The sequence below is a fragment of the Vibrio sp. MMG023 genome (genome assembly GCF_021654215.1).
GTDB lineage: Bacteria > Pseudomonadota > Gammaproteobacteria > Enterobacterales > Vibrionaceae > Vibrio > Vibrio jasicida.
Genome location: NZ_JAKFZP010000001.1, coordinates 314,350 through 340,926, shown reverse-complemented (window position 1 = coordinate 340,926; position 26,577 = coordinate 314,350). Strand labels below are relative to the sequence as shown.

Here is a 26,577-nt window from a genome sequence, read left to right as displayed (position 1 = left end):
AACAAGAGGATTTTATCAATGTCAAAAAGCTCCAAGCTTCACAATGAAGATAAACTGGTTAAAAAGGCACTAGAGATTGCCGGAAAGATGGCAAAGATGCAGGGCTTTGACCTTCCTCAGTCACCACAACCAGTAAGAGTAAAAGCGATTTACCTGTTCTTGGTTGATGCTAAACAGATCACGCCACTACCGGATAGCAAATTAGATGGCGCAAACATTAAACACAGACTGGCACTTTGGATTCACAGTGCGTTGCCAGACAACGACCCTCTAAAGTAGAAAACCTGAAGAAATAACAACGATTATTCATTAACAAGGCGAGCCAAATGGTTCGCCTTGTTTGATCTAGGCGTCAATAGCCGTTGGGATTGTCAATCACATAGACCCAGCCTCCATCCACATAATGCATCACCTCTAATGCTGTTCCTTGAATGTTGTTACCTTGCGAAGCGTTCAATATTTCCCAATCAGATCGCACCATGGCAATGTCGTCATTAATGTGAATAGAAACATTTTTGGTGAGCATGTCTACATCGCCATTCATGTAGCCTTTCAATACCTGCTTAATTTCTTCTCTGCCTTTGGCTTGATTGCCTTTTTTATCTAAAACAAATACGGCGTCTGGGTGAAAAAGCGTACCTAATCCATCCAAATCTTTCTTTGCAAAATACTGCCCAAATAACGCATGTAACTCAGAAGGTGTTTGTGGTTTTGAATAAAGAGCCTCAGCGTGTAAGCCAAGGGAGAGAAAAGAGATAAACAGTAAAACGTAACGCATAACTTCATCCTTTTGATATTGGCTTAGGCCGCAGTTGTGCCTCCGCCTTGTTGTGTTTTCACAATAGATAAGTCGGTTACAATTTAAAATTAGCTTCCTAAAGGTAACTAGTTACGCCTAGGTAACTATTGGTCTGCTAGGTCGCGTTTGATTACACTTACTTAGCAAAGAATGAATTGGGAAAGGACGATGCCGACGAAAGTAAATCATCGAGTACAGCCAGATGGCTATTGCAGTGTCGATAAATATTTAACGTTGATATCGACAAAGTGGACAGCGCACATCGTATGGTTGCTAGGACAACAAGAAGAGATGCGATTCGGTCAAATTCGCAAACAGTTAGCGCTGGTCTCAAGCAAAGTGCTTACTGAGCGTTTGAAGCTGTTATCTGAGCATGGATTTGTGTGGCGAAAACAACAAGACACCATTCCTGTTACCGTGAATTATGGGTTAACCCAAAAAGGTAAAGAGCTTGCTGGTGTCGTTGAACTCATTGTCCAAAAAACCGATGACTGGGACTCCAAGTAGGCGGCATATCGAACCGTCGTCGTTTTTCGGTATCATTGATTTACAAAACAGAATCAAAAGGACTAAAGATAAATCCAGAGAAGCGCTACAATGCATCCGTTGCGAGAGTGCAACCAAGATTACTCATTTACAGAAGCATTGAAGTAACCATACATGTCTAAAGATTTCGAATTCACTACAGAATACACACTCGACAAACCTTTCTTTGCCGAGTGTTATGATCAAACTAGTCAGCCAGTTAAGTTCCCACATGCGTATTTGAAAGGGATATTGTTTCTTATCTTTGGTGTGGTCTTATTGGAGTTTGAACTGTTACCTAACGGTTATGTGGGTTGGTTCTTTATCGTATTGAGTGTGATTGAAGCATTCAGTGTGTACTGCAAGCGAACGTGGTGGCTATGGCGCCAAACCATCAGCTCAAGCCGTGGCAGTAAAGTGGTGTTTGAAGTGAATGCAGACGGAGTACGCTACAAAAGCGGTAAAGTTGACCGCAGTCTCGCTTGGAATGAAATCGATCAACTCGAACAAACCGATTTGGGCTTCATTCTTCATCTTGGTAAACAACGCCAATACATCAGCAAATCTTGCTTAAATGAAGAAGTGATCGCGTTTATGGTAGAGCAACACGCAGCATCGAAAGCGAGCTAACAAATTCTTACTTTCAAAAAAGGCGAGCCAATGGGTTCGCCTCTTTCGATCGTGATGATGGATGTTTATACTGCGGTAAGTATTAGATAGCCGATTTGAGTATCTTGTAAGCCGCCTCAATTCTTTCGTCATTCGGATAGTATTTGTTGGCAAGAATAACGATTCCAGCTTTCTTTGATGGCACGAAAGCGATGTATCCACCAAACCCATTCGTTGAGCCCGTTTTGTTGACCCATGCGTCGTTCATCACTTTGCCTTCAAACTCGCTCTTTGAGATAGGTTTCGGGTCAACGATCGTATCCGTCGAGTTGCCTTCAAGTAACGTATCTAGTGTGAACGGATAGTTGTACATTTCCCACCCAATACCTTGAGTGAATGAGCTTGCGTCATAGTGACCTTTTCGAGTGCCATTAAGCGCTTTTTGCATTGTCGGGTCTATATTCTTTAAGCCCATATTGGCTTGAAGAAATTTAGCAAGATCAGTTGTGGTAGATTTTACGCCATAAGCTTCAGCGTCAAGCATTCCAGGGCTCACGTGAACAGCTTCACCTTTTGCGTTATAACCCCAAGCGTAATTAGGTTTCTTATCTTTCGGTACATCAATATAAGAATCGGTCATATTGAGTGATGGGAAGATTTTTTCTTCTACCAATTTCGAGTAATCACCTTTTAAGCTAATCGCCGCTATATATCCTGATAACCCAATACTGACGTTTGAATAGAGTCGACTGGTTTTAGGGGAGAATTCAGGCTTCCACTCCTTGTAGTAACTGATCATTTCTTCATAGTTGGTAACACCATTTGGGAACTGAAGCGGTAGCCCACCAGCAGTGTAGGTCGCCATTGTTGCAATATCAGTCTGGCCGATTGTCGTACCTTGCAACTCTGGGACGTATTTCTCAACTTTGTCACTGAAAAATAAGGTATGAGTTTGTACTGCGTAACTGATCATCGTTGATGAGATAGTCTTACTGATTGAACCGAGTTCAAAAATAGTACTGTCAGTGACGGGCAGTTTCTTCTCTAAATCAGCATAGCCATAGTTATAGATATGAGCTTTACCATCAATGACCACGGCAAACGACATTCCGGGAATGTTGTACCTTTCCATGAGCGTATGTGCTTGTTCATCCACTTTGCTTTTTAACGTTTCTCCTGAGAAGGCGTTAACAGACAAAGTGGCAGCGGAAAGAAGGGTGACTAGTTTGAGAGAGTATTTCATATAAAGTTTCTTATTTATTGTTGAGCGGTAAGTCTAGAGTTGCGGAATGAGTAGGGTGTTTGTTTCTCGTCAGAGTTATGTTTATAAAGAGTCGGCAGTGTTTCCAGCGATGTTTCTTAGCGGTAGCAATTGGTTTTTATGTTGTATTTTGATTAAACACTGAATCTCAACTTTTGGTTAACTCAAATGTGTACTCAAAAACTGAACCACTACACTCGGTGTTTCTTCTGGGTCATTCCAGCGATCTTAGGAATCTCATAAATCGCGCTGCAAAGTTCGTCTTCAAACTAAGCCTCACTTAAAATGAAGTTATGAAATGGCACCATTGGATACATGACTTATTGTTGTCTGACGACCACGATATCGAGAGTATTGAACTCTCTTATCTAGGCGAAGATAAGTATGCCGCTGAATTTGATGTCCGTTTGCGTGGTGATTTTAAGGATGGTTCGTTTACTGACGTCACCGTAGCCCAACGCTGGGTGATGTGCGAATCAGAACAGTTTGATCACCCAGTGATTGAGAGCTACCTTGCGGTGGTAAAGAGCAATAACCTGGCTGATGGCTAAGGGAGGTAGAAGCAAGCCACCCGTGATTGGCTTCAGTTATACTCGTTAAACCTCTAAATCCTAAATCAGTTATCTCATGGACTACTAAGAAGGCGAACCATGTGGTTCGCCTTTTTCGGTCTTGGGGTTTGATGTTCATAGTTTAATCTATTTCAGACGTACAAGCTGAACCACTACACGCGGCGCTTTAGGTGGGTCATTCCAGCGAGCCTAGGCGAGACTAGGAATCTCAGGAAGTGTGCTAGGGAGTTAGTATTTAGGCTGAACTGTTCGTGGCAATCCTCGTACTATATTTTTTGGTAAATTCCACATAATAATCAATGAACTATGACATATATCATTTTTTCTTCCTAGTTCTTTAAATAGACTTCTTGCCTATTTAATATGCCCAAATGTAATATCATCGAGATGCACAATGGAATATAACGATTTAAGAAAAGAACTGTCCCATAAAGAGCGCAGCGTTAAAGATTTAACTTCATACCTTAAGACTCGAGTTAGTGAAACTTGTCCAAACTACAGCCTTTTACTTGGAGCTGGAGCATCTGTCACCTCTGGGATAAGGAGTGGACAAGATCTAGTTAAAGAATGGAGAAAAGATTTATATGAGATGTTTAGTCGCGAGCCATTTGAGAGTGATGAAAAAGCTAAAGAGTACTTAATTTCGAAGGAGGGGGCATGGTATACAGAGGCTAATGAGTACTCAGCTCTCTTTGAGAAAAAGTTTGACCTACCTTCCCAGCGAAGAAGATTTGTAGAAATGCAGGTTGATAGAGCAATTCCATCCATAGGATATGCCTACCTTGCTTCTCTCGCAAACGCTAATGATCGTTACTTTGATACAATTTTCACTACAAACTTCGATGATCTAATCAATGAGGCGTTTTACCAATTCTCACATCATCGCCCGTTAGTTTGTGCGCATGATTCTAGCGTGCAGTCGCTTAGTATTAGCTCTACAAGGCCAAAAATTATTAAGCTACACGGTGATTACTTATTTGATGATATAAAATCTACATTACGCGAAACTGAGTCATTAGAATCAAACATAAAGAACAAGTTTATTGAGTTTTCTAAAGAGTATGGGTTAATAGTGATAGGGTACGCGGGTCACGATCGTTCAATAATGGATGTGATTAATCACTTATTGAAAACTGAAGAATACTTCAAAAATGGCATCTATTGGTGTGTGAGAGCTGGTGATGAAATAAGCCCAGAATTACGTAAATTACTCTGGCGAGAGCGTGTGTATTGGGTTGAAATTGAGGGCTTTGACCATGTCCTCGCTGAGATTCATCACAAAGTTAAAGGCACGTTACCAATTAAAGACAATTTGTCAGAATCAAAACAAGAAAGAATTGTAGAAAGCTTTACTAGAGATAAGTGTGGATTAGCTTTGTCTTCTCAATATATTTATGAAGACATAGAAAACCTGAAAAAACACAAGAATGAATTAGATATCTCAAACTCAATTAGAGAGTTAAACAACACCGATGAGAATGATGTTGGTCATATATCGGAATCTGAGTTTAACTTTCTTTTAAAGATAGATACTTTAGTTAAATCTGAAAAGTATGAGTATGCAAAATCATTAGCAGAGAGTCACCTTTCAAATGCTGAAAGTTCGCATTTGAAAATTAGATACCTGCGAAAGCTTGTATATATTTCTGATGTGATGGGGCATAAAAAAGATGCTTTTAAATATTGTGATACTCTAATTTCTCTTGATGAGTTTAACAATGAATATTACATATTAAAAGCTAGTCTCTATGATGCTCTAAACGAGTCGTGTCAGTTTCTTAAACCATTTGTTGAAAGGTTTGAAAATGTGTACTCTTTTAATAATCACGTGGTTAGAAGGGCAATAAAAGATATTAGAAGTTCTGATGCGCCAGCTTTTAATATAGATGAGGTTTTAAAAATAATAGAACGAAGCCTGACTCTCGATCCTTCACTAGACAATAGCGCATGGTTATTAAAACTTGATGCACTTGCTATAAAGCACAGTAATCCAAAGGACCAAAAGTCGGTTAAAGAGTTAAAGGCTGAAGTAGAAGATATTGATAGAAAATCAAAGTTGATTAATCGTAATCACATAAACTGTTATAGAATACGTAATAACACTTTGGTTAAACGCTTTATTCCAAATGCTCTCAAAGACACATTAGATGACATAATGGAAAGCTATAAATCTTCTCGTTTGAGTAGAAAAAGAAACCTATTAGATTATATATGTGGAATATATATAGACCTATTATCAACCGCCGATAAGGAAGTCGACCATAAGAAAAGTTTGCAGAATTATCTGAGCTCTCCTTCAGTTGTTGACCTAGAGGAAAAAGATAGATTAGCTAGCTACAGAGTTATTCAAGCAATTTTAAGTTTTAATGTAGATAAGGATTTCGATTCATTTAGAGAACATTTGATATCTGCAAGCAAGTGTAAAGACTCTTATGAGTTAGGGCAAAAAATTGTTAACTTAGGCCTTCACAATCTCCGTGACTCTGAATTTTGCCGTGAGTATGTTGAAGGCATAAAAGATGCCATCGCACCCTTCGAATATCAAAGCTTAATGAGAGAAATACTTTTATATGAGGAAAAAGTAGATGAAGCATTAGAAATGTGTGAAAGGAGCTATAAATCTGGCATGAGTACAGACTCATATCTAACAAATAAATCTTTTATTTTGTTAAAGAAAAAAGAATATTCAAAGTTACTAGCTCTCGTGGAAAATAATCTAGATAGAATTCAAGAGTCTAATGAAAAACATGTTTTGATTTTGAACTCCCAAGCCGCGTCTAAGTTTTCAGGTAAGGATGTAGATAAGATAAAACTAAGAACAGTCGTAGCAAATGAGTCTTCAGATCATGTAAAGATCTGTGCTTACATTCTTTTAGGTCAAGTAAATGATGCTAAAAGGCTTATTAAATTAAATATTGAACAAGATTTAACGAAGCTTCAAATGTTTAGGTCATGGCCAATAATCGATCCTAGTTACTTAGAATCATACGAAGATATTTGTAAAGAAAAATCTGTTTTCACCTCAGCAGCATAGCATTTATGCTCTGCGCTTCTTGAGGTAGGTAACGATTCTCATAGGCGCACCTGTTCTGAGGTAAGGTTTTTTGCAATGTAATATAAGTCGTTGAATATAATTTATCTGATTAATAAAACTCCTCAGTTTTCATTATTTCTATAAATAATCCTCATCCAACAAAAAGGCGAACCAATCGGTTCGCCTTTTTCTATTTAGATTCTACAAAAATTAATCTTCGTAGTTATCGATGCTTGGGCACGAGCAGATTAGGTTACGGTCACCGTATACGTTATCTACGCGGTTTACTGTTGGCCAGTACTTCCAAGATTTGGTTGCTTTAGAAGGGAAGCAGCCAAGTTCACGAGAGTAAGGGCGATCCCATCCTTCTTTCGCTAGGTCAACTTGAGTGTGTGGCGCGTTAACAAGTGGGTTGTTATCTAGCGGCCATTCACCGTTCTTAACCTTCGTCATCTCTTCACGGATTGCGATCATCGCATCACAGAAGCGGTCTAGCTCTTCGAGGTCTTCCGATTCTGTTGGCTCAACCATTAGCGTGCCTGCTACAGGGAACGACATAGTTGGTGCGTGGAAACCGTAGTCCATTAGACGCTTCGCGATGTCTTCTTCGCTGATGCCTGTTTCTTCTTTTAGTGGACGAATGTCGATAATACATTCGTGCGCTACACGGCCGTTTGAGCCACGGTAAAGAACAGGGTAGTGAGGGCGTAATTGCTCCATCACGTAGTTCGCGTTCAGAATCGCTACTTTCGTTGCGTCTGTTAGGCCAGCTTCGCCCATCATTGCGATGTAAGCCCAAGAAATAGGCAGGATAGAAGCGCTACCCATATCCGCTGCGGATACTGCGAAGTTTTCGCCGTCTGCACCGTTTTCAATGTGACCCGGTAGGAAAGGTGCTAGGTGCGATTTCACCCCGATAGGACCCATACCCGGACCGCCACCACCGTGTGGGATACAGAAGGTTTTGTGTAGGTTTAGGTGAGAAACGTCAGAGCCAATGAAGCCCGGCGTTGTTAAACCAACCTGTGCGTTCATGTTTGCGCCGTCTAGGTAAACCTGACCGCCCGCTGCATGAACCATTTCACACACTTCTTTCACTTGTTCTTCGTATACGCCGTGCGTAGAAGGGTAAGTGATCATAATGCTTGATAGGTTGTCTTTGTGCTTCTCGATTTTCGCTGCTAGGTCAGTGACGTCGATGTTGCCTTCTTCATCACACTTAACCACAACTACTTTCATTGACACCATAGACGCTGTCGCAGGGTTAGTACCGTGCGCAGAGCTTGGGATCAAACACACGTTGCGGTGACCTTCGCCACGGCTTTCGTGGTAGCGTTGAATCGCGATAAGACCTGCGTACTCACCCGATGCACCAGAGTTAGGTTGCAGTGAGAATGCATCGTAGCCTGTGATTTCACATAGCTTCTCTTTCAGATCTTTTGCTAGTGCTGCGTAACCGGCTGCTTGTTCTGCTGGTGCGAACGGGTGGATCGAACCAAACTCAGGCCATGTTACTGGAATCATCTCTGCTGCTGCGTTCAGCTTCATCGTACAGCTGCCCAGTGGGATCATGCCGTGCGTTAGCGAGAAGTCTTTGTTCTCTAGCTGTTTTAGGTAACGCATCATCTGTGTTTCGCTGTGGTGCGTGTTAAACACAGGGTGCGTTAGGTATTCTGTTGTGCGGCGCAGTGTTTCTGGAATCGCTGCAAACTCGTTGCCTGTGATTTCCGCTGATAGTGCTGCGACTTCTTCTTTCACACCGAATACTGCGAATAGGGTTTCTACGTCTGCCACTGTTGTGGTTTCGTCGAAGCTTACACCTAGCTGAGTACCCAACTTGCGTAGGTTGATGTCTGCTGCTAGTGCTTTCGCGTATAGGTCTTCAGTTTGAGCACCAGTATTGATGGTGATGGTGTCGAAGAAGCTGTTGTGAGCAAGCTCGAAGCCGCCTTTAGTTAGGCCAGCAGCTAGGATGGCTGTCATGTGGTGCGTACGACGAGCAATTGTGCGTAGACCTTCTGCGCCGTGGTAAACCGCGTAGAAAGACGCCATGTTCGCTAGTAGAGCTTGAGCGGTACAGATGTTTGATGTCGCTTTTTCACGACGGATGTGCTGCTCACGGGTTTGCATTGCCATGCGCAGTGCTTGGTTGCCGTTAGTATCGATAGAGACACCGATAACACGACCTGGCATTGTACGCTTGTGCTTGTCACGTGTTGCCATGAAGGCTGCGTGTGGACCGCCATAACCCATAGGTACGCCGAAACGTTGTGCTGAGCCGATTGCTACGTCTGCGCCCATTTCACCCGCAGGTTTCAGTAGGGCAGAAGCTAGTAGGTCAGTCGCTACGGTTACTAGTGTTTTGTTTGCTTGCGCTTTTGCGATGATGTCCGTTAGATCACGAACTTCACCCGTTGTACCTGGGTATTGAACTAGCGCGCCGAATACGTCTTGCTCTGGCAGTGATTCTAGAGAACCAACTAGGACTTCAAAGCCGATGAATTTCGCACGAGTTTTTACTACTTCGATGGTTTGTGGGTGAACGTCGTCAGCAACGAAGAATACGTTGCTCTTGCTCTTACCCGCACGCTTACAAAGTGTCATCGCTTCACCGGCCGCCGTTGCTTCATCAAGCAATGACGCGTTCGCGATTTCCATACCAGTAAGATCCATCACCATTTGTTGGTAGTTTAGAAGCGCTTCTAGACGACCTTGTGAGATCTCTGGTTGGTAAGGGGTGTAAGCGGTGTACCAGCCCGGGTTTTCCATCACGTTACGTAGGATTACGTTTGGCGTGAAGGTGTTGTAGTAACCCTGACCAATGAATGTACGTTTAACTTGGTTCTGATCGGCGAACTCACGCATCGCTGCCAGCATGTCTGCTTCGCTTTTCGCTTCTGCCAAGCTCATTGGCTGCTCTAGGCGAATTTGTGCTGGTACGGTTTCGTCGATAAGCGAATCTAGGCTAACTGCGTTGATCGCTTCCAACATTTTCTGTTGGTCAGATTTGTTTGGTCCATTGTGGCGAGCAACGAACTCGTTTTGTGTGCTGAGGCTTTGAAGTAATTCAGTCATTGTCCTTTACCTACTCCTTGGCTCGGGTAACGGATTTGCGTTACTGATAAATTAAATTATACGTCCGAACCTAGAAAAAAAGCTGTCCACTTGGTGTTAAGGGGACAGCTTTCGTCTCATCCTAATTACTCTTCTTCGATAGAGCTTAGGTATTCTTCCGCATCTTTTAAGTCTTCCAACTCAGATGGGTTTGAAAGCTTCACTTTCACAATCCAACCACCTTCGTATGGTTCTTCGTTGATTAGCTCTGGGCTGTCTTCTAGCTCTTCGTTGATTTCAACTACTTCGCCAGTGATTGGTGAGTAGATGTCTGAAGCTGCTTTTACTGACTCAACCAAAGAAAAGCTTTCGCCCGCTTCGACTTCATCTTCCACGTCTGGTAGGTCAACGAAAACTACGTCACCTAGCATCTCTTGAGCGTGCTCTGAAATACCGATAGTTACTGTGCCGTCACCGTTGTCACGTACCCACTCGTGGCTATCTGTAAACTTCAGTGTTTTGTCCATTGCTTAATCTCCAAATAACTTGTCAGGATAGTTTCTGATTTAATAAATCTTTTATTGGTAAAGAGGGTAGCGACTGCAAAGCTCTTTTACTTGCTTGCGTACGCGTTTTTCTACTTCTGCGTCACCTTCAGGGTTGTTCACCAAACCGTCCAGTACGTCACCAATCCAATTACCGATGAGTTTGAATTCTTCAGCGCCAAAGCCGCGGCTTGTACCCGCAGGCGTTCCTAAACGGATGCCCGATGTAATCATAGGCTTCTCTGTGTCGAATGGGATGCCATTTTTGTTACATGTGATGCCTGCACGCTCTAGTGCTTCTTCTGCTTTGTTACCTTTCAAGCCTTTAGGGCGAAGGTCAACCAGCATCAAGTGCGTGTCTGTACCACCAGTTACGATATCGCAACCGCGAGTTTGCAATACTTCTGCCATGACTTTTGCGTTGTTGATCACTGAATCAATATAAGTTTTGAATTCAGGACCGAGTGCCTCACCGAACGCCACTGCTTTAGACGCAATCACGTGCATCAGTGGGCCGCCTTGTAGACCTGGGAATACCGCTGAGTTGATTTTCTTAATGATGTCTTCGTGGTTGGTCAAAATCATACCGCCACGTGGGCCACGCAATGTTTTGTGCGTTGTAGTCGTAACAACGTGTGCGTAAGGAAGCGGGCTAGGGTGCGCGCCTGTTGCGATAAGACCGGCGATGTGCGCCATGTCGACCATAAGAATCGCGTTTACTTCGTCTGCGATTTCACGGAATTTTGCGAAGTCGATAGTACGTGGAATAGCACTACCACCTGCGATGATCATTTTAGGTTGGTGCTCAAGTGCCAGTTGGCGAACGTCTTCGTAGTTGATTTCTAGTGTTTCGCGGTCAACGCCATATTGAACTGCATTAAACCACTTACCAGAAAGTGCAGGGCGCGCACCGTGTGTTAGGTGGCCACCTGCGTCTAGAGACATCCCAAGAATGGTGTCGCCAGGTTGAAGTAGTGCCAATTTTACTGCGCCGTTTGCTTGGGCGCCTGAGTGTGGTTGAACGTTTGCGTATTCACAATTGAAAAGTATTTTCGCGCGTTCGATAGCAATGGCTTCCACTGTATCTACGTGCTCACAACCACCATAGTAACGGCGACCTGGGTAACCTTCAGCGTATTTGTTTGTTAGGCAGGTGCCTTGAGCTTGCATTACCGCTTTAGACACGATGTTCTCAGAAGCGATAAGTTCGATTTGTTCGTTTTGGCGAGCGAATTCTGCCTGAATTCCAGCAAAGACAGCGTCATCTGTCGCAGAGAGGTTGGTAGAGAAAAAGTTTTCCAAGCTGTGGTTAGGGTAACTCTTGTTCATGGTAGTTGACCTTCCAAATCTTAAAATGAACCCGCACTAGAAATAGTTGTTTGATTGCGATGGTGGCTCATTTGTCCTCAAAACAGCTGAACTGCATAGCAGAACAGAGTGAACTTTCGGCCCGAATAAGTGGGCAAAACTCCGTTGGATTGTGGTTTCTCTTGTCCAATCTCTTACGGAAATGTGCATCTCTACATCTAACAAGTTGGTAACATAGCGCTTGCGGCACGAACAATCAACCAAAAATTTCCTATAGGAAACGAGATTTCTGGTTTTGTTAACAAGAGCACGCTTTAATTAACTCGGTGGACTTTTATCCACTATAGGCTTCATGCACAATGCTAATAGGAAGGAATAAAGGATATTTACAGAGGGATTTATGGCAGAAAGTATTTACGATGAATACCCGTCAATGACGTTGGCGAAAGAGCAGCAAGACCAAAATATTGAACCACTTAAGCTCGGTCAGCGCATTAAAGATATCCGCTCTAAACTTGGTATTACGTTAGAAGAGGCGAGCCAACGAACTGGCCTTGCGCGTTCTACGCTAAGTAAGATCGAGAATGAACAGATTTCTCCAACGTTCCAAGCGATGCAAAAATTAGCGCATGGCTTACAAATTGACATGCCGCAACTGTTTGAACCACCTAGAAAAAAGGTAGCGACAGGGCGCAGGGATGTGACCAAGAAAAAAGAGGGTAAACCACACCCAACCCAAACCTACGAACACGAGCTGTTGGCGACTCAACTTTCCAATAAGAAAATGATGCCTTTTAAGAGCCAAATTCGTGCCCGTAGTTTTGACGAATACAAAGACTGGGTTCGCCATGATGGGGAAGAGTTTTTACTCATCTTATCAGGTGAGGTGATGTTTTATTCTGAGTTCTATGAGCCTGTTGTATTAAGCGAAGGCGACAGTGTGTATTACGATGCGAACATGGGTCATATGTTGACCAGTGTGAGCGAGGAAGATGCGCACATTTTGTGGGTGACTGCCAAATAGTGATAAATAGTTGTAAATTTCCTATAGTGAAAGCAAACGTTTGCTGTCGGTTTTGAATGCGTTATGATGGCGCTCTGTTGATGATATCTCACTCAACAGAGCGCCTTTTTTGTGCGTTTTGTTGTGATTAAAATGTTAAAAGTCACACTTTTGAAAGTCGAGCGATGTCTTGTTCGTGCAAAATTGAATCAAGCGTGTTTATTATTGGAAACATTATTCGATGCGAATGCCGACAGCATTCTCGGGTCTATCTAAATGGAGACGAAAATGACTCAAGAACTTCTGAAAACACCACTGCATGCACTTCACGTAGAAGTAGGCGCAAAGATGGTCCCGTTCGCGGGTTACGACATGCCAGTTCAATACCCACTAGGCGTAAAGAAAGAACACTTACACACTCGTGATGCAGCAGGTCTGTTCGATGTTTCTCACATGGGTCAACTTCGTTTGATTGGTGATGGCGCAGCAGCGTTCTTAGAGACACTGGTTCCGGTTGATATTGTTGACCTAGGTGCGGGCAAGCAGCGTTATGCTTTCTTTACTAATGAGCAGGGCGGCATTATGGACGACTTGATGGTGGCTAACCTTGGCGATCACCTGTTTGTTGTTGTGAACGCAGCATGTAAAGAGCAAGACATTGCACACCTTCAGGCGCATCTTCCTTCTGGCATTGAGCTAGAGATTATTGATGATCGCGCACTACTTGCGATTCAAGGTCCTAAAGCGGCAGAAGTGCTAGCGCGTTTCGCACCAGAAGTAGCAGAGATGCTGTTTATGGATGTTCGCAAAGTTGAGCTACTAGGCGTTGAGTGCATTGTTTCTCGTAGTGGTTACACAGGTGAAGACGGTTACGAAATCTCTGTTCCTGCGGACAAAGCAGAAGAACTGGCTCGTAAACTCACAGGTGAAGAAGAAGTAGAGTGGATTGGCCTTGGTGCTCGTGACTCTCTTCGTCTTGAATGTGGTCTGTGTCTGTACGGTCATGACCTAGACACAACAACAACGCCTGTTGAAGCAAGCCTACTATGGGGCATCCAAAAAGTACGTCGCGCAGATGGCGAGCGTGCAGGTGGCTTCCCTGGTGCTGACATCATTCTTAAGCAAATCGAAACGAAAGATGTTGCACGTAAGCGTATTGGCTTGGTTGGTCAAACTAAAGCACCAGTTCGTGAAGGTGCTGAGCTGTACGATGCAGATGGCAACAAGATTGGCGTGGTAACCAGTGGTACAGCAGGCCCTAATGCAGGTAAGCCAGTATCAATGGGTTACGTACGTGCCGATCTAGCGGCTATCGGTACAGAGCTGTTTGCAGAAGTACGCGGCAAGATGCTACCAATGACGGTAGAAAAAATGCCGTTCGTACCACAACGCTACTACCGTGGTTAATTAAGCTAAGTTATTGATTTATAGCGTTAAATGAAGCTCACCATTCCAGCGAGACTAGGCGAAATTAGGCGAAATTAGGCGAGACTAGGAATCTACCTCCCACGCGCTGTATAGCTACAGTGTCGCGGTTAAGAATAAGCAACTATGAAGTAGGTTCCATTCCGTTTCCTCTCTGAAATGATAAGCACAAACAAAAATGCCGAGCAAATTGCTCGGCATTTTTTATGTTCTTTTGAAAGCCCAACTTATGCAGTGAGTTCTTCGATAGGGCAACACATTTCAATCACAACTTCACTCAGTTTGCTTGGATGAATCATGTCTTCTTTCTTAACGCTGAACTGGTTTGCCATGATGGTGTTGAACAATTCCCAATGGTTAATCAGCATCTTATCGCGGTTGCCTGCATCTTCTGGCCACGTTTCTTGCATCATAGGCGCTAAGCTAATTGCACCATGTGCAAACACCAGCATCTGCCATTTTGATTCCCACTGGTCAATCTGGTGCTCCGGGTATTCCACGTTGTAGTCTGCAAACAGCTCAGTAAAGATCGCCGCGAACTCGTCTTTGGATCTCAGGAAGTACTGCAGTAGTGCATCATCACCTTGGCGAATTGCATCCGCAATCATTTGGATTGGATGCGGATTCATTAGGGCAAATGCCAACATTCTTACCATGAACAGGTAGATTTTTTGATTAGATGGGGTGTTTGCTGGCATTTCGCTTACCAACTGCGCCATGTAGCTTTGCATGAATTCGTCCATGCCATCACTAACGGCTTGCCAGATCTTCTCTTTGCTGCCGAAGTGGTGGCGAATCAAACTATGAGACACACCAGCTTTCTCACTGATGTTTCGAAGCGAGACACGTTCGTACCCTAACTCACAGAACATATCTGCCGCGACTCTTAGAATCAGGCACTTAGTTTGCTCAGCGGCTTCAGCACTTCTACGGCCTTGCTTTCTTTCTGTCATAGTTCGAATTTTCCCGAATATTAATCAACGCGCCTATTTTTACCAGAAACCGGACAGTTTGCCTAATTATTTTATTATCCACGTGGAAAATATGTTGATCATTTTTTCGTTATACATATACTGCACACCTGTGTAGTAAATATAAAGTCGATGGAGAAAGCCAGTGCGAAAACAATACTTAAAGCGCACATTTGTCGGAGCAGCGGTGGCATTGAGCCTCGCCACGATGCTGACAGGGTGTAACAAAGCCGTATCAGAACCGTCTGAGCCATTAATCAAACCTGTAAAATTACTTGCTGTTAATGATCTGACTGTTGCCGATTCCGATGCATTCCTTGCACGAATAGATGCAACGTACAGAGCCCAACTTTCATTTCAGGTAGGTGGCGAAATTGAGAAGTTGATCGTGAGAATGGGCGAAGAGGTGAAGCAGGGCGATGTACTTGCAACGCTAGACCCAAAAGACTTGCAGTTAGCTCTTGATGCATCACAAGCGCAGTACGCATTAGCGAAAACCCAATGGGAACGCTCGAAAAGTTTGTACAACAAGAAGCTGATCAGTACAGACAGTTACGACCAACAAGAAACGCAATACAAAGCGGCACTGGCAAACTTAGAGCAAGCGAAAACCGATTTGAGCTACACAGAGATTCATGCGCCGTTTGATGGTGTGGTGTCTTATACCTACGTGAAGCCATACCAAGTGGTTGCTGCTAAGCAAGAAATCCTAAACCTAATCGACAACACCACTTTGGATGTGTCGTTTACTTTACCTGTGACTTACGCCGAAGCGGTGTCATTGAACTCACTTAAAGATGCAGAGATGTGGGTGACGATGGACAGCGAACCAAACAACCGCATCCAAGGCAAATTCAAAGAAATCTCTACTCAACCCAATGCCGACACCAACAGCTACGAAGCGATCGTGACGATTACTCGTCCTTCTGATCGTAACTTGCTAACGGGCATGACAGGCCAAGTACACATTGCGAAGCAAAACGTATCGAACGCGATGATGTTGCCAAATGCGGCTTGGGTGTCGAAAGACGCCGCTCATGGTGAAGTTTGGGTAATGGACAGCGATACACAGCAAGTCAGTAAAGTGACCTTGTCACTAAGTGCGAATGGTGCTGTGGAGTCGGGTCTGGACAAGAATGATTACGTTGTTATTGCAGGTGTTGAACGCCTAGTAGAAGGCCAAGTGGTGAAAGCTTGGGTTCGTGAGGAAGGTATCTAATGAAACGTTCATTATTCACAGTATCGGCTATCGCATTGGCCGTACTAACCGGTTGTAACAGCACAGACGAAGTCACCGCAGAGCAGCCTTTGTATGTTTCTACGGTTGCTGTCGATGTTCCAGTAAAAAGCCAATACCGCACATTCAAAGGCCAAGTCGTGCCTGCGGAACAAACGCCAATTGCATTCCGTCGCGCAGGTGAAGTTCAGCATGTGCTAGTTAAAGCGGGTGACACGGTTAAAGAAGGCCAGATGATCGCCAAGTTAGACGACAGCAAAGAAAAGCAAGCGGTAAACGATGCAGAAGCACAATACACACTCGCGATTCGTCAGCTGAAACGTGGTGAAGAACTGCATCACCGCCAAATGATTTCTAAAGCGGAGTTGGATGAGCTAACGGCAAATAAAGAGCTGGCGGAAGCAAACTTCTACAACGCGACAAACCAACTGAACTACACACGTTTATTTGCCCCGTTTGCGGGCAAGGTTTCGGATGTATTCAAAGAGCGTTTTGAGCGTGTTGCGATTGGTGAGCCGGTTCTAAATCTTTACCAAAGCGATAAAGTGTACGTTCGTATCGAGCTGTCAGACAACGTGCTTGCGATGGTAAACCCAAATACACAAAGCATGAGCTACCAACCTCAAGCAACGTTCTCGGGTGACGCGAAATCTTATGCGTTGGATTACTTGGAACACACCAGTGAGCCAAATGCTCAAACGCAAACCTACCAAATGTATTTAACCATGCCACAACCTGAGGAAGAGATTCTGCCGGGTACCAGCGTAAGCGTTGCAGTAGACATGGTAGCAGCGGGTATAACGTCGATTGATGGCTACAACATTCCAATGACTGCGCTTCAAGCGGGTAACAAGGATGGTGAGTTCTTTGTGTGGAAATTAAACAGTGACGCGGTCACAAAAGTGGCGGTGACGATTGATCAAATTAACGGTGAAGGCGCGATTGTGTCATCAGGCGTTGCACAAGGCGATGTATTAGTGAATTCCAGCTTACGTAAGTTACGCGAAGGTAAGTCAGTGGATGTGGTGGAGAAACAACAATAATGAGCATTGCTGAATACTCAATTAAGAACAAAGTCATCAGCTGGCTGTTCATCGTTATTCTCGCAGTTGGCGGGGTAATGTCATTCCTAGAGTTGGGCCGATTGGAAGATCCGGCATTTACTATCAAAGATGCGATGGTGGTGGCGACTTATCCCGGCGCGACTTCTAAAGAAGTAGAAGAAGAGCTGACGTATCCGCTTGAGAAAGAGATTCGTAAGCTGCCTTATATCGATAAGATTACGTCGACGTCCTCAAGTGGTATGTCACAGATTATGGTGAGCATGAAGATGGACTACGGTCCGGATGAATTGCCGCAAATCTGGGATGAAATGCGCCGTAAAATCAACGATCTGCAACCAACTTTGCCGCAAGGCGTTCAATCTCTGCAAATCATTGATGACTTTGGTGACGTGTACGGCGTAATGCTGATGCTAACGGGTGACGACTACGATTATGTAGAACTGAAACGTTACGCAGACCAGCTCACGCGTGAACTCGAACTGATCGATGGCGTGGGTAAAGTTGACATCGCTGGCGACCAACAAGAAATGCTGTTTGTTGAGATTTCATTGGATCGCTTAGCGGCTTTGAACCTCGACATGAACGTGATTTCTGGCTTGCTAAACCAACAGAACAATGTGGTTTCTGCAGGTGAGGTAATGGTAAATGGCGAGAGCCTTATTATTCGCCCAAGCGGTACGTTAAACACCGTAGAAGCACTAGAAAACCTGATTATTCATGGTCGTGACACTGGTAACCTGATTCGCTTGAAAGACGTTGCAACCATCAGCCGTGGCATTCAAGAAAAGCCGGGCAATGTGCTGCTGTACAACGGCAAAAAAGCAATCAACATCGGTATTTCGTTTGCGTCTGGCGTAAACGTAGTAGAAGTCGGTCAACGTATTGAAGCAGAACTAGCAAGCCTTGAGACCATCAAGCCCGCTGGTTTGGATATGAACTACTTCTACAACCAATCGCAAGAAGTAGACGATTCAGTTAAAGCGTTTGTTATTAGCTTGGCAGAAGCCGTGGCTATCGTAATCATCGTACTGCTGTTCACTATGGGCTTACGCAGCGGCGTGATCATCGGTTTGGTGCTGTTGTTGACGGTATTCGGTACCTTCATTTTGATGAACTACAACAACATTGAGCTACACCGTATCTCACTTGGTGCACTGATCATTGCACTCGGTATGCTTGTGGATAACGCCATCGTGGTGGTCGAGGGGATATTGGTTGGCCTTAAGAAAGGGCGAACCAAGGTTCAAGCTGCAACAGATATCGTAAAACAAACTCAGTGGCCGCTGCTTGGTGCGACAGTCATTGCTATTACCGCGTTTGCGCCTATCGGTCTGTCACAAGATGCGACTGGTGAGTTCATGGGCTCTCTGTTCTGGGTATTGTGTTTCTCGCTATTCTTAAGCTGGATTACGGCGATTACGTTAACGCCATTCCTTGCAGACCTTCTACTAAAAGAAGAAGACAAAAATACACAAGCAGAAGACGAAGATCCGTACAAAGGTTGGTTGTTCGTCGCGTTTGGTGCGTCTCTTAAATTTGCGCTTCGTTTCCGTTGGTTAACGGTAGCAGGCATGGTGGCGTTGTTAGTTGGTGCTGTGATTGCGTTTGGTAGTGTGAAGCAACAGTTTTTCCCACCATCCAACACACCAATGTTCTACGTTGATATGTGGATGCCAGAAGGCACAGACATTCGCGAGACCATCAAGAAAGCGGAAGAAGTAGAAAGCTACATTCGTTCACAAGATGATGTCGATTTTGTTTCAGCTTCGATTGGTCAAGGCTTGCAACGTTTCGCTCTGACTTACCAACCAGAGAAAAGTTACGAAGCTTACGCGCAGTTCCAAGTTCGTACGACAGATCGTGAGAACATGTTTGAACTGCTGCATAAGTTGGATGACAACCTAGCGAAGACGTTTGATAAACCCACGTTCCAGTTCAAGTTGATGGAATTCGGCCCGTCGCCAGCGTCTAAGATTGAAGCGCGTATTACTGGCCCAGATCCACAAGTGCTTCGTGATCTCGCGGTGCAAGTAGAAGACATTCTTCATACTGACCCGGGTGCTCGTAACATTCGTCACGACTGGCGTGAGCGAACTAAAGAGCTCGTACCGGTATTTAACGAATCAAAAGCGCGTCGTTTGGGTATCTCGAAAGAAGATCTTTCAAGCACGTTACAAATGGCGTTTGGGGGCAGCACGCTTGGTTTCCTCCGTGATGGCACAGATACACTACCTATCATGACGCGTTTACCAGAAGAAGAGCGTGTAGATTTCGAATCACTGCAAAACGTGAATATTTGGAGTCCATCGTTACAATCTTATATCCCAGTTGATCAAGTGATCGATGGTGTGAAGCTGGCTTGGGATGAGCCGTTAATTCAGCGTCGTGACCGTAAGCGTACTCTAACGGTATTGGCTGACCATGATGTGCTTAGTGACGATACACCCGCAAGTTTATTCTCTCGCATTGAGCCTAAAGTGATGGCTTTGCACCTTCCTGAAGGCTATGAAATCACGTGGGGCGGCGAATACGAATCATCGAAAGATGCACAAGAAGGTCTGTTTGGCTCATTGCCAATGGGTTATTTGTTGATGTTCATCATTACGATGCTTCTGTTTAACTCACTGAAGAAGCCATTGGTTATTTGGTTCACTGTACCGCTGTCTATCATTGGTGTGGCATTTGGTCTTCTGACGACAAACATGCCTTTTAGCTTTACTGCGTTCCTAGGCTTATTGAGCTTGAGCGGTATGATTCTGAAAAACGGTATCGTACTTCTTGACCAGATTAACCTAGAGCTAGCATCAGGTAAGGATCCTTACTTAGCGATTGTCGACAGTGCGATCAGCCGTGTTCGTCCAGTGAGTATGGCGGCATTGACGACGATTCTGGGAATGATTCCTCTGGTATCAGATGCGTTCTTCGGCTCAATGGCGATTACGATTATGGCAGGCCTTGGTTTTGCTACAGTTTTGACTCTGATTGTTGTACCAGTCATGTTTGCAATTCTGTTTAAGATCAAACCAACCACTGCATAAGGGACTTCCTGGCTTTATTTATTGTCAGATTCCTGCCTAGCCCTGGGGACTTTCCCCAGGGCTTTTTTGATCGGGGAGAGTCAAGATACGAGAGGGAAAAGAGAATAGAAGTGAGAAGCAAAAGAGAGAAGAAGAGAGGCTGGAGAAAAAGATAAGGGCGAAAAGGAAGGCTGGTGGTTTGGTGTACACCTTACTGATTTTTATGATTTTCTTACAAGCGATTGATAAATCTTGCGTATACTAAGGAAACATCATCAATAAAAGAGCGAACGCAAATGAACAATCGCGGATTACATGGACTCTTCCTTTTAGGTTCACTAACGCTAATTGGCTGTTCTTCCACAGACGGCATTTCTACTGATAATACAGATTCTCAAGTCCCTGTAGAGCTAAAAAGTGCAGATGCAGCGACCATCGCAACGTGGATTGACCAAAGTATTCTGATGCCACAGGGTCTTTCTTTAGAAACGGACAAAATTCGTTATGTTACGGGATCTGCTGATTTGAACAGTGATGGTACAGCAGAACATTTGGTGTTGTTCCAAGACCGTTTCTTCTGCGGAAGTGGTGGCTGCACGGCATATATGTTCGATAATAACGGTAAAGTGCTGAACCGCATGTCGGTAACAAGAACACCGATTGCACTAATAGACAGCTACAGCAACGGTTGGCAAGACTTTGTTGTGTGGAGTAATGGTGCTTATCGTCAGATGAGTTACAACGGTGAATCTTACCCAAGTAACCCGTCAGTAGAACCTAAAATCGACCACAACACTCAAGTTCAGACAGCGACAGCGTATGTGATGGCGACAGAGTTATACCAGCAAGATGGTTACGATATTATGCCCGTCGATGACAAAGAGATTTGGACGCCGGCCAACGTGTATCACTTCACCTTTAAACACCATGGTGATCCGCAAAATGTTTACAACGCGATGGTGAACTTGAATAGTGGTGACGTGGATATCGAATCTGAACCGATGCAATAAATCGGCACGTTATACAAAAAAGGGCGAACGCTTATCGTAAGCGTTCGCCCTTTGTACTTTCTATGTGTCCGCGTTGGTTTTTTTATTAAAACTTATAAGTTGCACCCGCATAGAAAGAGCCGACCTGAATGTTGGTGTCCCAGTTCGAGCCTTTCGAGCCGACATTGAAGTGGTCCATCTCATACGCTGCTCGGAAAGTGATGTTGTTAAACTGATGCGGCGTGTATTCAAGACCGGCCCCTACGCGAAGTAGCAGCTCGTTTTCGTCTTCTCCGAGAAATTCAGGAACATCCACCGAAATGTAGCCCAAACCTAGCGTCGCGAATGGTCGTAACCCATTGTCGAATGTGTAGCCAATGTTTGCAGCAACAGACGCACTATTTACGTTGAGATCAAAAGGCGTGTTCTTTACTTTGATATCACCGTAGTCAGTGTATTGAGCTTCTATACCGACGATACGATTGAATTGATAACCGCCAATAATTTTAAAAGTTGTGCCATCAGCATCCAAATGTGTAAACGGACTATCATCACTGTATGTGGTGTTACCCATACCCCCGCCCAGATAAAACCCTGATACATCCTGTGAGCTATTTGCATGAGCCTGAATGCTAACAAGTACGGCGATAAGGGTGGCTGCTTTTTTCATTGTTATTTACCTCTGTATTACTGTCTGTATTGTTGTGTTTAAAACAGTGTTCATTATCTAAATGAGGCGCTGAAAAACTAAACAAAAAGTAAACAAAAACCAAATAATTCCTATTGATTTAGTGACTTAGGCAATTGTGTGTTTTTTGTGTGCTCGGAAGGTATGCAGAGTTAAAAATTGATGTTTGAATCCTTCATTACTAAAAACTGAGTGCTGCATTGTGGTGTGATGAAGATGACTTGGTTTTTAGAATGGTTCGGCAAACCTGACCTATAATTCAAGGAGTTGAGAAAGCAGTGAGCCTGTATGCATAGAATCTATTTCGCCAATTTGGTCCTCGATCCGACGACAAGGACATTGTCCAATTCACACGGTAATGATGTTCCTCTAAGGCCACTTCCATACCAAGTGCTGAACTTGATGCTTGAAAAGCAGGGCGTACATGTAACTCGCGAAGAGTTGTTCGAAACCTGTTGGGATGGTTCAGTTGTTACCGATCAAGCATTGACCAATGTCATTTCCGGTTTAAGAAAGAAACTTGTTCAGTTGAAGGCGCAAGGTGTACAGATAAAAACGGTAAGTAAAATTGGCTATTTACTGGAAGTTGATGCGGATGTGAAACCCATCAAACAGAAAGTTGAGATACCGGAACTCCAAACGCTCGAAATTGATGATGTTGAGCATCAAGTCAAAGCAGCGCCCAAGCAAGAAGCTGAATCGCGAGACAAGGCATTTAGCTTAACCCCAATACTGATGACGGCTTTCTTGCTTTTTGCGATTGTCTCTGTGCTTTATTTTCGTCCGTTTGTGCCACATCCTGATTTTCTTGATGATTCGGATTACCAACACTTTTCTGTGTCAGAAACGGACTTCTACTTTTACGATCAAAATCATGACGAGTTAGATCTTTCGGCTTTGGCAAAGAGCCTCAACGATGAGGTATTTCCGGTGTGTCCGGCCATCGTATATTTGCGTGTGTCTGAATCGGCTTATCAAGAAGGGGCGCATACTTTACGTGCGTTTGCTTTCGCCAAAAACAGTAATAAGAACGTCAACTACATTAAGTTTTCTCTCGATATCGACACCTTGAAAGAAACGGTCTTAGAGAGCATGAGCAGGGCGGACGCAATATGCAGATAAACAAACTCCTCGTACTCAATATTGCATTGGCAACGGGCCTAGTGGGCGTGATTGTTCACCAAAAGTATTTCCAATCCGACGAAATAACAGGTTCGCGCTGGGCGTGTGCAATGTTTGAAGAAGACTTTATTACCAGAGGTTACCGACGTTATGAAAACATCAGTGACCGTTCTGTCGTGGTGTTTAGCTCGGATAGGGACATGTACATTTTCCAGAAAGGAACGTTGCTGACGAAAAAGGGCGAAAGAAAAGAATATGAACTGGTTTACAACGGTAAGTATCAAGTGGAGGGACATGCGCTGACGGTGGATTATCAGAAAGTCAGTTGGAATGAACAGCCAACGGAGAGTGAGGTTTTCGTCAGAGACATGAACTCTTACGTAGGTACCAAAACGGACTTCATTTACAAAGTGGAAGACGAACGCTTGTTCTTTTTCAATCAGAGCGAAACGGAAGAGAGTAACTTTATCTGCTATCGGATTTAGCGCCCATTAGACTCCGATTATCGCTCAATAAAAAACACCTCCCAATGCCGAAGCGAGAAGGAGGTGTCGAATGCCAAATCGAGGGAGGCATTGTAATTAGATACGCATACGCGTTTCAGCCATGATTAAGCGGCTGCTTGTTGTTTCGCTTCTGCTTTGTTCTTTAGGAACGCGTAAGTGAAACCTGTTACCGCTGTACCTGCTGCGATTGCTACCAAGTACATTAGCACTGGTGAGATTGCGTTAGGGATAAGCAGTACGAACAAACCACCGTGTGGTGCCATCAGTTTTGCACCGAACAGCATCGATAGAGCACCAGTTAGTGCGCCACCCGCCATACATGATGGGATAACACGCATTGGATCTTTCGCTGCGAATGGGATTGCACCTTCAGAGATAAAGCACAGACCAAGCACGAATGAGGCTTTACCTGCTTCACGCTCGCTTTGCTCGAACTTGTTCTTAGCAATGAACGTCGCAAGACCCATACCTAGTGCAGGAACCATACCCGCGGCCATGATTGCAGCCATTGGTGCGTAAGTTTGCGAAGCCAATAGACCTACACCGAATGCGTAAGCAGCTTTGTTTACTGGACCACCTAAGTCGAAACACATCATCGCGCCAAGGATAATACCTAGTAGAACTGCACTGTCTGAACCCATGTTGTTTAGGAAATCAGTTAGGCCGTTCATGATGCCAGATACTGGACCACCCACGATGTAAATCATCACTAGACCCGTGAACAGTGTCGCCACGAACGGGATGATAAGGATCGGCTTAAGCGCTTCCATTGATTGTGGCAGTCTTACTTTGTCGGCAAGGAACTTAGCAGCGTAACCTGCGATGAAACCTGCTGCGATACCACCAAGGAAACCTGCACCTGTTGAACTAGCAAGCATACCGCCAACTAGACCTGGAGCCAGACCCGGACGGTCAGCAATAGAGAAGGCGATGTAACCAGCAAGAACTGGGATCATCAAGGCGAATGCAGAGCCACCACCAATGTTCATTAGTGCTGCTGCTAGCGTACCTTCTTCTTTAAACGCTTCGATACCAAATACGAAGGATAGGGCGATGATCAAACCACCAGCTACCACAACTGGCAGCATGTGAGATACACCTGTCATTAGGTGTTTGTACGCGCCTTTCTTCTCTTCTGTTGCTGATGATGCGCTAGAAGAACCAGAGTGTTGGTATACGCTTGCTTGTTCAAACGCTTTGTCCATTTCTTCCGCTGTTTTCTTCAGTGCTGGACCTGTTTTGGTGCGGTACATCTTCTTGCCGTTGAAGCGGTCAAGAGGTACTTCGATGTCTGCTGCGATGATGACCAAATCTGCGTCTGCGATTTCTTGGTCAGTCAGTTGGTTTTTCGCACCTACTGAGCCACGTGTTTCCACTTTGATTTGGTGACCACGACGTTTGCCTTCTTCCTCTAGCGCTTCTGCTGCCATGAAGGTGTGTGCAACACCGGTTGGACATGCTGTGATAGCAACAATCTTCTTCGTTGCAGAGGCGCTTTCTGCTGGTGCTGCTACTTGTGCTGTAACTGTGGTTGCTTGCTCTAGCGTTGCTGCACTTTCAACCGCAGTTTGTAAGAAAGCGGATGCATCTTTCGCTACGGTGCTGATATCTGCTTGGTAGACTTTTTTACCTACGAAACGAGAAGTATCAACTGGAGTGTTAGCCGCAATTACGATCGCTTCTGCTTGTTCAATGTCAGCGTCTGTCAGCAGTGTTGGTTCAACCACGCTTGATTGGCATTCAATCTTTGCGTTCCAACCCAGCTTCGCCGCTGCTTGTTCTAGTAGACCTGCCGCAATGATGCTGTTCGCAACACCACTTGGACAAGCTGTAATAATGGCAATATTCATACTGATAACCTTCTGTTCCTTAGTTTTTGTCTAAGTTCGTATTAGGGTAAAGCTCGGTTACTTGCGTTTGGAGCTTGATGTTCTCCAGTTCTTCCTGACTGGTTAGGCCAACGCCAACTTGGCTTACTGCTAGGGCAGAAAGCGCGGTAGCGAAGCGCAGTAAATCGTTTTTCGGCATCACTTGCATGTGACCCCAGCACAAGCCAGCAACAAGCGTATCGCCAGCGCCAACAGTGCTTACTACATTCATTCGTGGTGGTTGAGCACGTAGCCATTCACCTTGGTTAAGCCACATCACGCCGTCTGCTCCCATAGAAACTACGATGTTCTCAATGCCTTTATCGCTTAGCGTTTGCGCAGCTTCTTGGCATTGTTCTGGCGTTGAAAGGTGCTCACCGACAAAGTCACTTAGCTCTTCGTCGTTTGGTTTGATCAACCAAGGATGGGCGTCGATGCCTGCGCGTAGTGCCGCCTTGCTGCTATCGAACAAGACTTTCTTGCCTTTCTGATGCAGCTTCTCAATCCATGCCGCGCATTGCTCTGCAGTAACACCGCCCGGTAGGCTGCCTGCCAATACAAAGTAATCGTGTGTTTCTGCAAGGCGGAATAGGGTTTCTTCAAAGCGCGCGATTTCTTCTGCCGTAACTTGAACGCCAGGGAAGTTGATGTCGCTCACTTGGCCATCTGCTTCAACCAATTTCACGTTGATGCGAGTTGCGCCTTCTACTTCGACGAATTCGTTTTTAACCTTGATATCGCTAAATAGCTGGTGGAACAGCTCTGGGTTGTCTTTGCCAAGAAAGCCCGTCACTGTTACGTCTGCACCAAGGTCACTAAGCACTTTCGCTACGTTTACGCCTTTACCTGCCGCGTGTAGGTTGCTCTTTTCAACTAGGCTGACAGAACCCACTTTAATTGAGTCCAGCGAACCTGTTAGGTCAAGGGCAGGGTTAAGCGTGATGGTAACGACTTTGTTTGTTTTCAATGCTGTCATTCTC

The 26,577-nt window shown here is 44.6% G+C and carries 22 protein-coding genes; 13 read left to right on the top strand and 9 right to left on the bottom strand.

The annotated features are described in order from the left end of the window. Positions 1-18: 18 nt before the first annotated feature. The gene (locus tag L1076_RS01460; protein WP_038870892.1) at positions 19-279 is read left to right on the top strand and encodes a DUF5062 family protein; all 261 of its coding nucleotides are present in this window, start codon (positions 19-21) and stop codon (positions 277-279) included. 73 nt (positions 280-352) lie between these two features. Here the strand turns inward: L1076_RS01460 and L1076_RS01455 are convergent, their stop codons facing one another. Further along, a complete protein-coding gene (locus L1076_RS01455) occupies positions 353-778 on the bottom strand; it encodes a nuclear transport factor 2 family protein (protein WP_237302978.1) in 426 nt (141 codons plus the stop codon). 189 nt (positions 779-967) lie between these two features. Here L1076_RS01455 and L1076_RS01450 point away from each other — a divergent pair, with 189 nt between their 5' ends. Both L1076_RS01450 and L1076_RS01445 read left to right on the top strand, forming a co-directional pair. Continuing rightward, positions 968-1,306: a helix-turn-helix domain-containing protein gene (locus L1076_RS01450; RefSeq protein WP_237302977.1), complete on the top strand. Its 339-nt coding sequence runs from the start codon at positions 968-970 to the stop codon at positions 1,304-1,306. Between the two features lie 153 nt (positions 1,307-1,459). Next, positions 1,460-1,954 (top strand): YcxB family protein, encoded by a 495-nt coding sequence (locus tag L1076_RS01445; protein ID WP_237302976.1) that lies wholly within the window; start codon positions 1,460-1,462, stop codon positions 1,952-1,954. An 82-nt stretch (positions 1,955-2,036) separates the two neighbouring features. Here the strand turns inward: L1076_RS01445 and ampC are convergent, their stop codons facing one another. After that, positions 2,037-3,176: a class C beta-lactamase gene (gene ampC / locus L1076_RS01440; RefSeq protein WP_237302975.1), complete on the bottom strand. Its 1,140-nt coding sequence runs from the start codon at positions 3,174-3,176 to the stop codon at positions 2,037-2,039. Between the two features lie 311 nt (positions 3,177-3,487). Between ampC and L1076_RS01435 the strand changes: the two genes are divergently transcribed. After that, positions 3,488-3,745 carry a hypothetical protein gene (locus L1076_RS01435; RefSeq protein WP_237302974.1) on the top strand — a complete coding sequence of 86 codons (258 nt, stop codon included), beginning with the start codon at positions 3,488-3,490 and terminating at the stop codon, positions 3,743-3,745. 415 nt (positions 3,746-4,160) lie between these two features. Continuing rightward, the gene (locus L1076_RS01430; protein WP_199455416.1) at positions 4,161-6,800 is read left to right on the top strand and encodes an SIR2 family protein; all 2,640 of its coding nucleotides are present in this window, start codon (positions 4,161-4,163) and stop codon (positions 6,798-6,800) included. A gap of 210 nt (positions 6,801-7,010) precedes the next feature. On the opposite strand, the gene gcvP is transcribed toward L1076_RS01430, so the two are convergent. The 3 genes from gcvP to L1076_RS01415 form a co-directional block, all read right to left on the bottom strand. Continuing rightward, the gene (gene gcvP / locus L1076_RS01425; protein WP_237302973.1) at positions 7,011-9,875 is read right to left on the bottom strand and encodes an aminomethyl-transferring glycine dehydrogenase; all 2,865 of its coding nucleotides are present in this window, start codon (positions 9,873-9,875) and stop codon (positions 7,011-7,013) included. 125 nt (positions 9,876-10,000) lie between these two features. Then, entirely contained in the window at positions 10,001-10,381 is a 381-nt protein-coding gene (gene gcvH, locus L1076_RS01420) for a glycine cleavage system protein GcvH (protein ID WP_038870875.1), read from the bottom strand. 51 nt (positions 10,382-10,432) lie between these two features. Then, complete coding sequence (locus L1076_RS01415) at positions 10,433-11,728, bottom strand: serine hydroxymethyltransferase (protein WP_237302972.1); 1,296 nt, start codon at positions 11,726-11,728, stop codon at positions 10,433-10,435. Between the two features lie 379 nt (positions 11,729-12,107). On the opposite strand from L1076_RS01415, the gene L1076_RS01410 reads away from it, so the two are divergent. Both L1076_RS01410 and gcvT read left to right on the top strand, forming a co-directional pair. Continuing rightward, positions 12,108-12,731, top strand: coding sequence for an XRE family transcriptional regulator (locus L1076_RS01410; protein WP_005431308.1), 624 nt, complete (start codon positions 12,108-12,110; stop codon positions 12,729-12,731). Between the two features lie 267 nt (positions 12,732-12,998). Next, positions 12,999-14,117 carry a glycine cleavage system aminomethyltransferase GcvT gene (gene gcvT, locus L1076_RS01405; RefSeq protein WP_038870869.1) on the top strand — a complete coding sequence of 373 codons (1,119 nt, stop codon included), beginning with the start codon at positions 12,999-13,001 and terminating at the stop codon, positions 14,115-14,117. 245 nt (positions 14,118-14,362) lie between these two features. Here the strand turns inward: gcvT and L1076_RS01400 are convergent, their stop codons facing one another. Next, positions 14,363-15,088: a TetR/AcrR family transcriptional regulator gene (locus L1076_RS01400; RefSeq protein ID WP_104040503.1), complete on the bottom strand. Its 726-nt coding sequence runs from the start codon at positions 15,086-15,088 to the stop codon at positions 14,363-14,365. Between the two features lie 163 nt (positions 15,089-15,251). Between L1076_RS01400 and L1076_RS01395 the strand changes: the two genes are divergently transcribed. The 4 genes from L1076_RS01395 to L1076_RS01380 all read left to right on the top strand — a co-directional run bounded on the left by L1076_RS01395 (position 15,252) and on the right by L1076_RS01380 (position 21,434). Next, positions 15,252-16,325 (top strand): efflux RND transporter periplasmic adaptor subunit, encoded by a 1,074-nt coding sequence (locus tag L1076_RS01395; protein WP_237302971.1) that lies wholly within the window; start codon positions 15,252-15,254, stop codon positions 16,323-16,325. Beyond that, positions 16,325-17,386: an efflux RND transporter periplasmic adaptor subunit gene (locus L1076_RS01390; RefSeq protein ID WP_104028585.1), complete on the top strand. Its 1,062-nt coding sequence runs from the start codon at positions 16,325-16,327 to the stop codon at positions 17,384-17,386. The genes L1076_RS01395 and L1076_RS01390 overlap by 1 nt, the downstream gene beginning before the upstream one ends. Further along, a complete protein-coding gene (locus tag L1076_RS01385; protein ID WP_237302970.1) occupies positions 17,386-20,445 on the top strand; it encodes an efflux RND transporter permease subunit in 3,060 nt (1,019 codons plus the stop codon). Before L1076_RS01390 ends, L1076_RS01385 begins: the two co-directional genes overlap by 1 nt. Positions 20,446-20,720: 275 nt before the next feature. Then, positions 20,721-21,434 carry a hypothetical protein gene (locus L1076_RS01380; RefSeq protein ID WP_038870862.1) on the top strand — a complete coding sequence of 238 codons (714 nt, stop codon included), beginning with the start codon at positions 20,721-20,723 and terminating at the stop codon, positions 21,432-21,434. A gap of 85 nt (positions 21,435-21,519) precedes the next feature. On the opposite strand, the gene L1076_RS01375 is transcribed toward L1076_RS01380, so the two are convergent. Next, complete coding sequence (locus tag L1076_RS01375) at positions 21,520-22,083, bottom strand: porin family protein (RefSeq protein WP_039976789.1); 564 nt, start codon at positions 22,081-22,083, stop codon at positions 21,520-21,522. A gap of 306 nt (positions 22,084-22,389) precedes the next feature. Here L1076_RS01375 and L1076_RS01370 point away from each other — a divergent pair, with 306 nt between their 5' ends. Then, positions 22,390-23,223 (top strand): winged helix-turn-helix domain-containing protein, encoded by an 834-nt coding sequence (locus L1076_RS01370; RefSeq protein ID WP_237302969.1) that lies wholly within the window; start codon positions 22,390-22,392, stop codon positions 23,221-23,223. Further along, positions 23,214-23,708 (top strand): hypothetical protein, encoded by a 495-nt coding sequence (locus L1076_RS01365; RefSeq protein ID WP_104040498.1) that lies wholly within the window; start codon positions 23,214-23,216, stop codon positions 23,706-23,708. The genes L1076_RS01370 and L1076_RS01365 overlap by 10 nt, the downstream gene beginning before the upstream one ends. 125 nt (positions 23,709-23,833) lie before the next feature. Here L1076_RS01365 and fruA read toward each other — a convergent pair whose 3' ends face one another. Next, positions 23,834-25,579 carry a PTS fructose transporter subunit IIBC gene (gene fruA, locus L1076_RS01360; protein ID WP_237302968.1) on the bottom strand — a complete coding sequence of 582 codons (1,746 nt, stop codon included), beginning with the start codon at positions 25,577-25,579 and terminating at the stop codon, positions 23,834-23,836. A gap of 19 nt (positions 25,580-25,598) precedes the next feature. Beyond that, entirely contained in the window at positions 25,599-26,573 is a 975-nt protein-coding gene (gene pfkB, locus L1076_RS01355; protein WP_237302967.1) for a 1-phosphofructokinase, read from the bottom strand. Positions 26,574-26,577: the final 4 nt, after the last annotated feature.

Excerpts from the sequence above, each read along its gene's own strand:
- L1076_RS01450 (WP_237302977.1), top strand. The coding sequence starts at position 968 with ATGCCGACGAAAGTAAATCATCGAGTACAGCCAGATGGCTATTGCAGT.
- L1076_RS01460 (WP_038870892.1), top strand. The coding sequence starts at position 19 with ATGTCAAAAAGCTCCAAGCTTCACAATGAAGATAAACTGGTTAAAAAG.
- gcvP (WP_237302973.1), bottom strand. The coding sequence starts at position 9,875 with ATGACTGAATTACTTCAAAGCCTCAGCACACAAAACGAGTTCGTTGCT.
- L1076_RS01410 (WP_005431308.1), top strand. The coding sequence starts at position 12,108 with ATGGCAGAAAGTATTTACGATGAATACCCGTCAATGACGTTGGCGAAA.
- L1076_RS01455 (WP_237302978.1), bottom strand. The coding sequence starts at position 778 with ATGCGTTACGTTTTACTGTTTATCTCTTTTCTCTCCCTTGGCTTACAC.
- gcvT (WP_038870869.1), top strand. The coding sequence starts at position 12,999 with ATGACTCAAGAACTTCTGAAAACACCACTGCATGCACTTCACGTAGAA.
- L1076_RS01415 (WP_237302972.1), bottom strand. The coding sequence starts at position 11,728 with ATGAACAAGAGTTACCCTAACCACAGCTTGGAAAACTTTTTCTCTACC.
- L1076_RS01365 (WP_104040498.1), top strand. The coding sequence starts at position 23,214 with ATGCAGATAAACAAACTCCTCGTACTCAATATTGCATTGGCAACGGGC.
- ampC (WP_237302975.1), bottom strand. The coding sequence starts at position 3,176 with ATGAAATACTCTCTCAAACTAGTCACCCTTCTTTCCGCTGCCACTTTG.
- fruA (WP_237302968.1), bottom strand. The coding sequence starts at position 25,579 with ATGAATATTGCCATTATTACAGCTTGTCCAAGTGGTGTTGCGAACAGC.
- gcvH (WP_038870875.1), bottom strand. The coding sequence starts at position 10,381 with ATGGACAAAACACTGAAGTTTACAGATAGCCACGAGTGGGTACGTGAC.
- L1076_RS01380 (WP_038870862.1), top strand. The coding sequence starts at position 20,721 with ATGAACAATCGCGGATTACATGGACTCTTCCTTTTAGGTTCACTAACG.
- L1076_RS01385 (WP_237302970.1), top strand. The coding sequence starts at position 17,386 with ATGAGCATTGCTGAATACTCAATTAAGAACAAAGTCATCAGCTGGCTG.
- L1076_RS01375 (WP_039976789.1), bottom strand. The coding sequence starts at position 22,083 with ATGAAAAAAGCAGCCACCCTTATCGCCGTACTTGTTAGCATTCAGGCT.
- L1076_RS01400 (WP_104040503.1), bottom strand. The coding sequence starts at position 15,088 with ATGACAGAAAGAAAGCAAGGCCGTAGAAGTGCTGAAGCCGCTGAGCAA.
- pfkB (WP_237302967.1), bottom strand. The coding sequence starts at position 26,573 with ATGACAGCATTGAAAACAAACAAAGTCGTTACCATCACGCTTAACCCT.
- L1076_RS01435 (WP_237302974.1), top strand. The coding sequence starts at position 3,488 with ATGAAATGGCACCATTGGATACATGACTTATTGTTGTCTGACGACCAC.
- L1076_RS01390 (WP_104028585.1), top strand. The coding sequence starts at position 16,325 with ATGAAACGTTCATTATTCACAGTATCGGCTATCGCATTGGCCGTACTA.
- L1076_RS01430 (WP_199455416.1), top strand. The coding sequence starts at position 4,161 with ATGGAATATAACGATTTAAGAAAAGAACTGTCCCATAAAGAGCGCAGC.
- L1076_RS01370 (WP_237302969.1), top strand. The coding sequence starts at position 22,390 with ATGCATAGAATCTATTTCGCCAATTTGGTCCTCGATCCGACGACAAGG.
- L1076_RS01445 (WP_237302976.1), top strand. The coding sequence starts at position 1,460 with ATGTCTAAAGATTTCGAATTCACTACAGAATACACACTCGACAAACCT.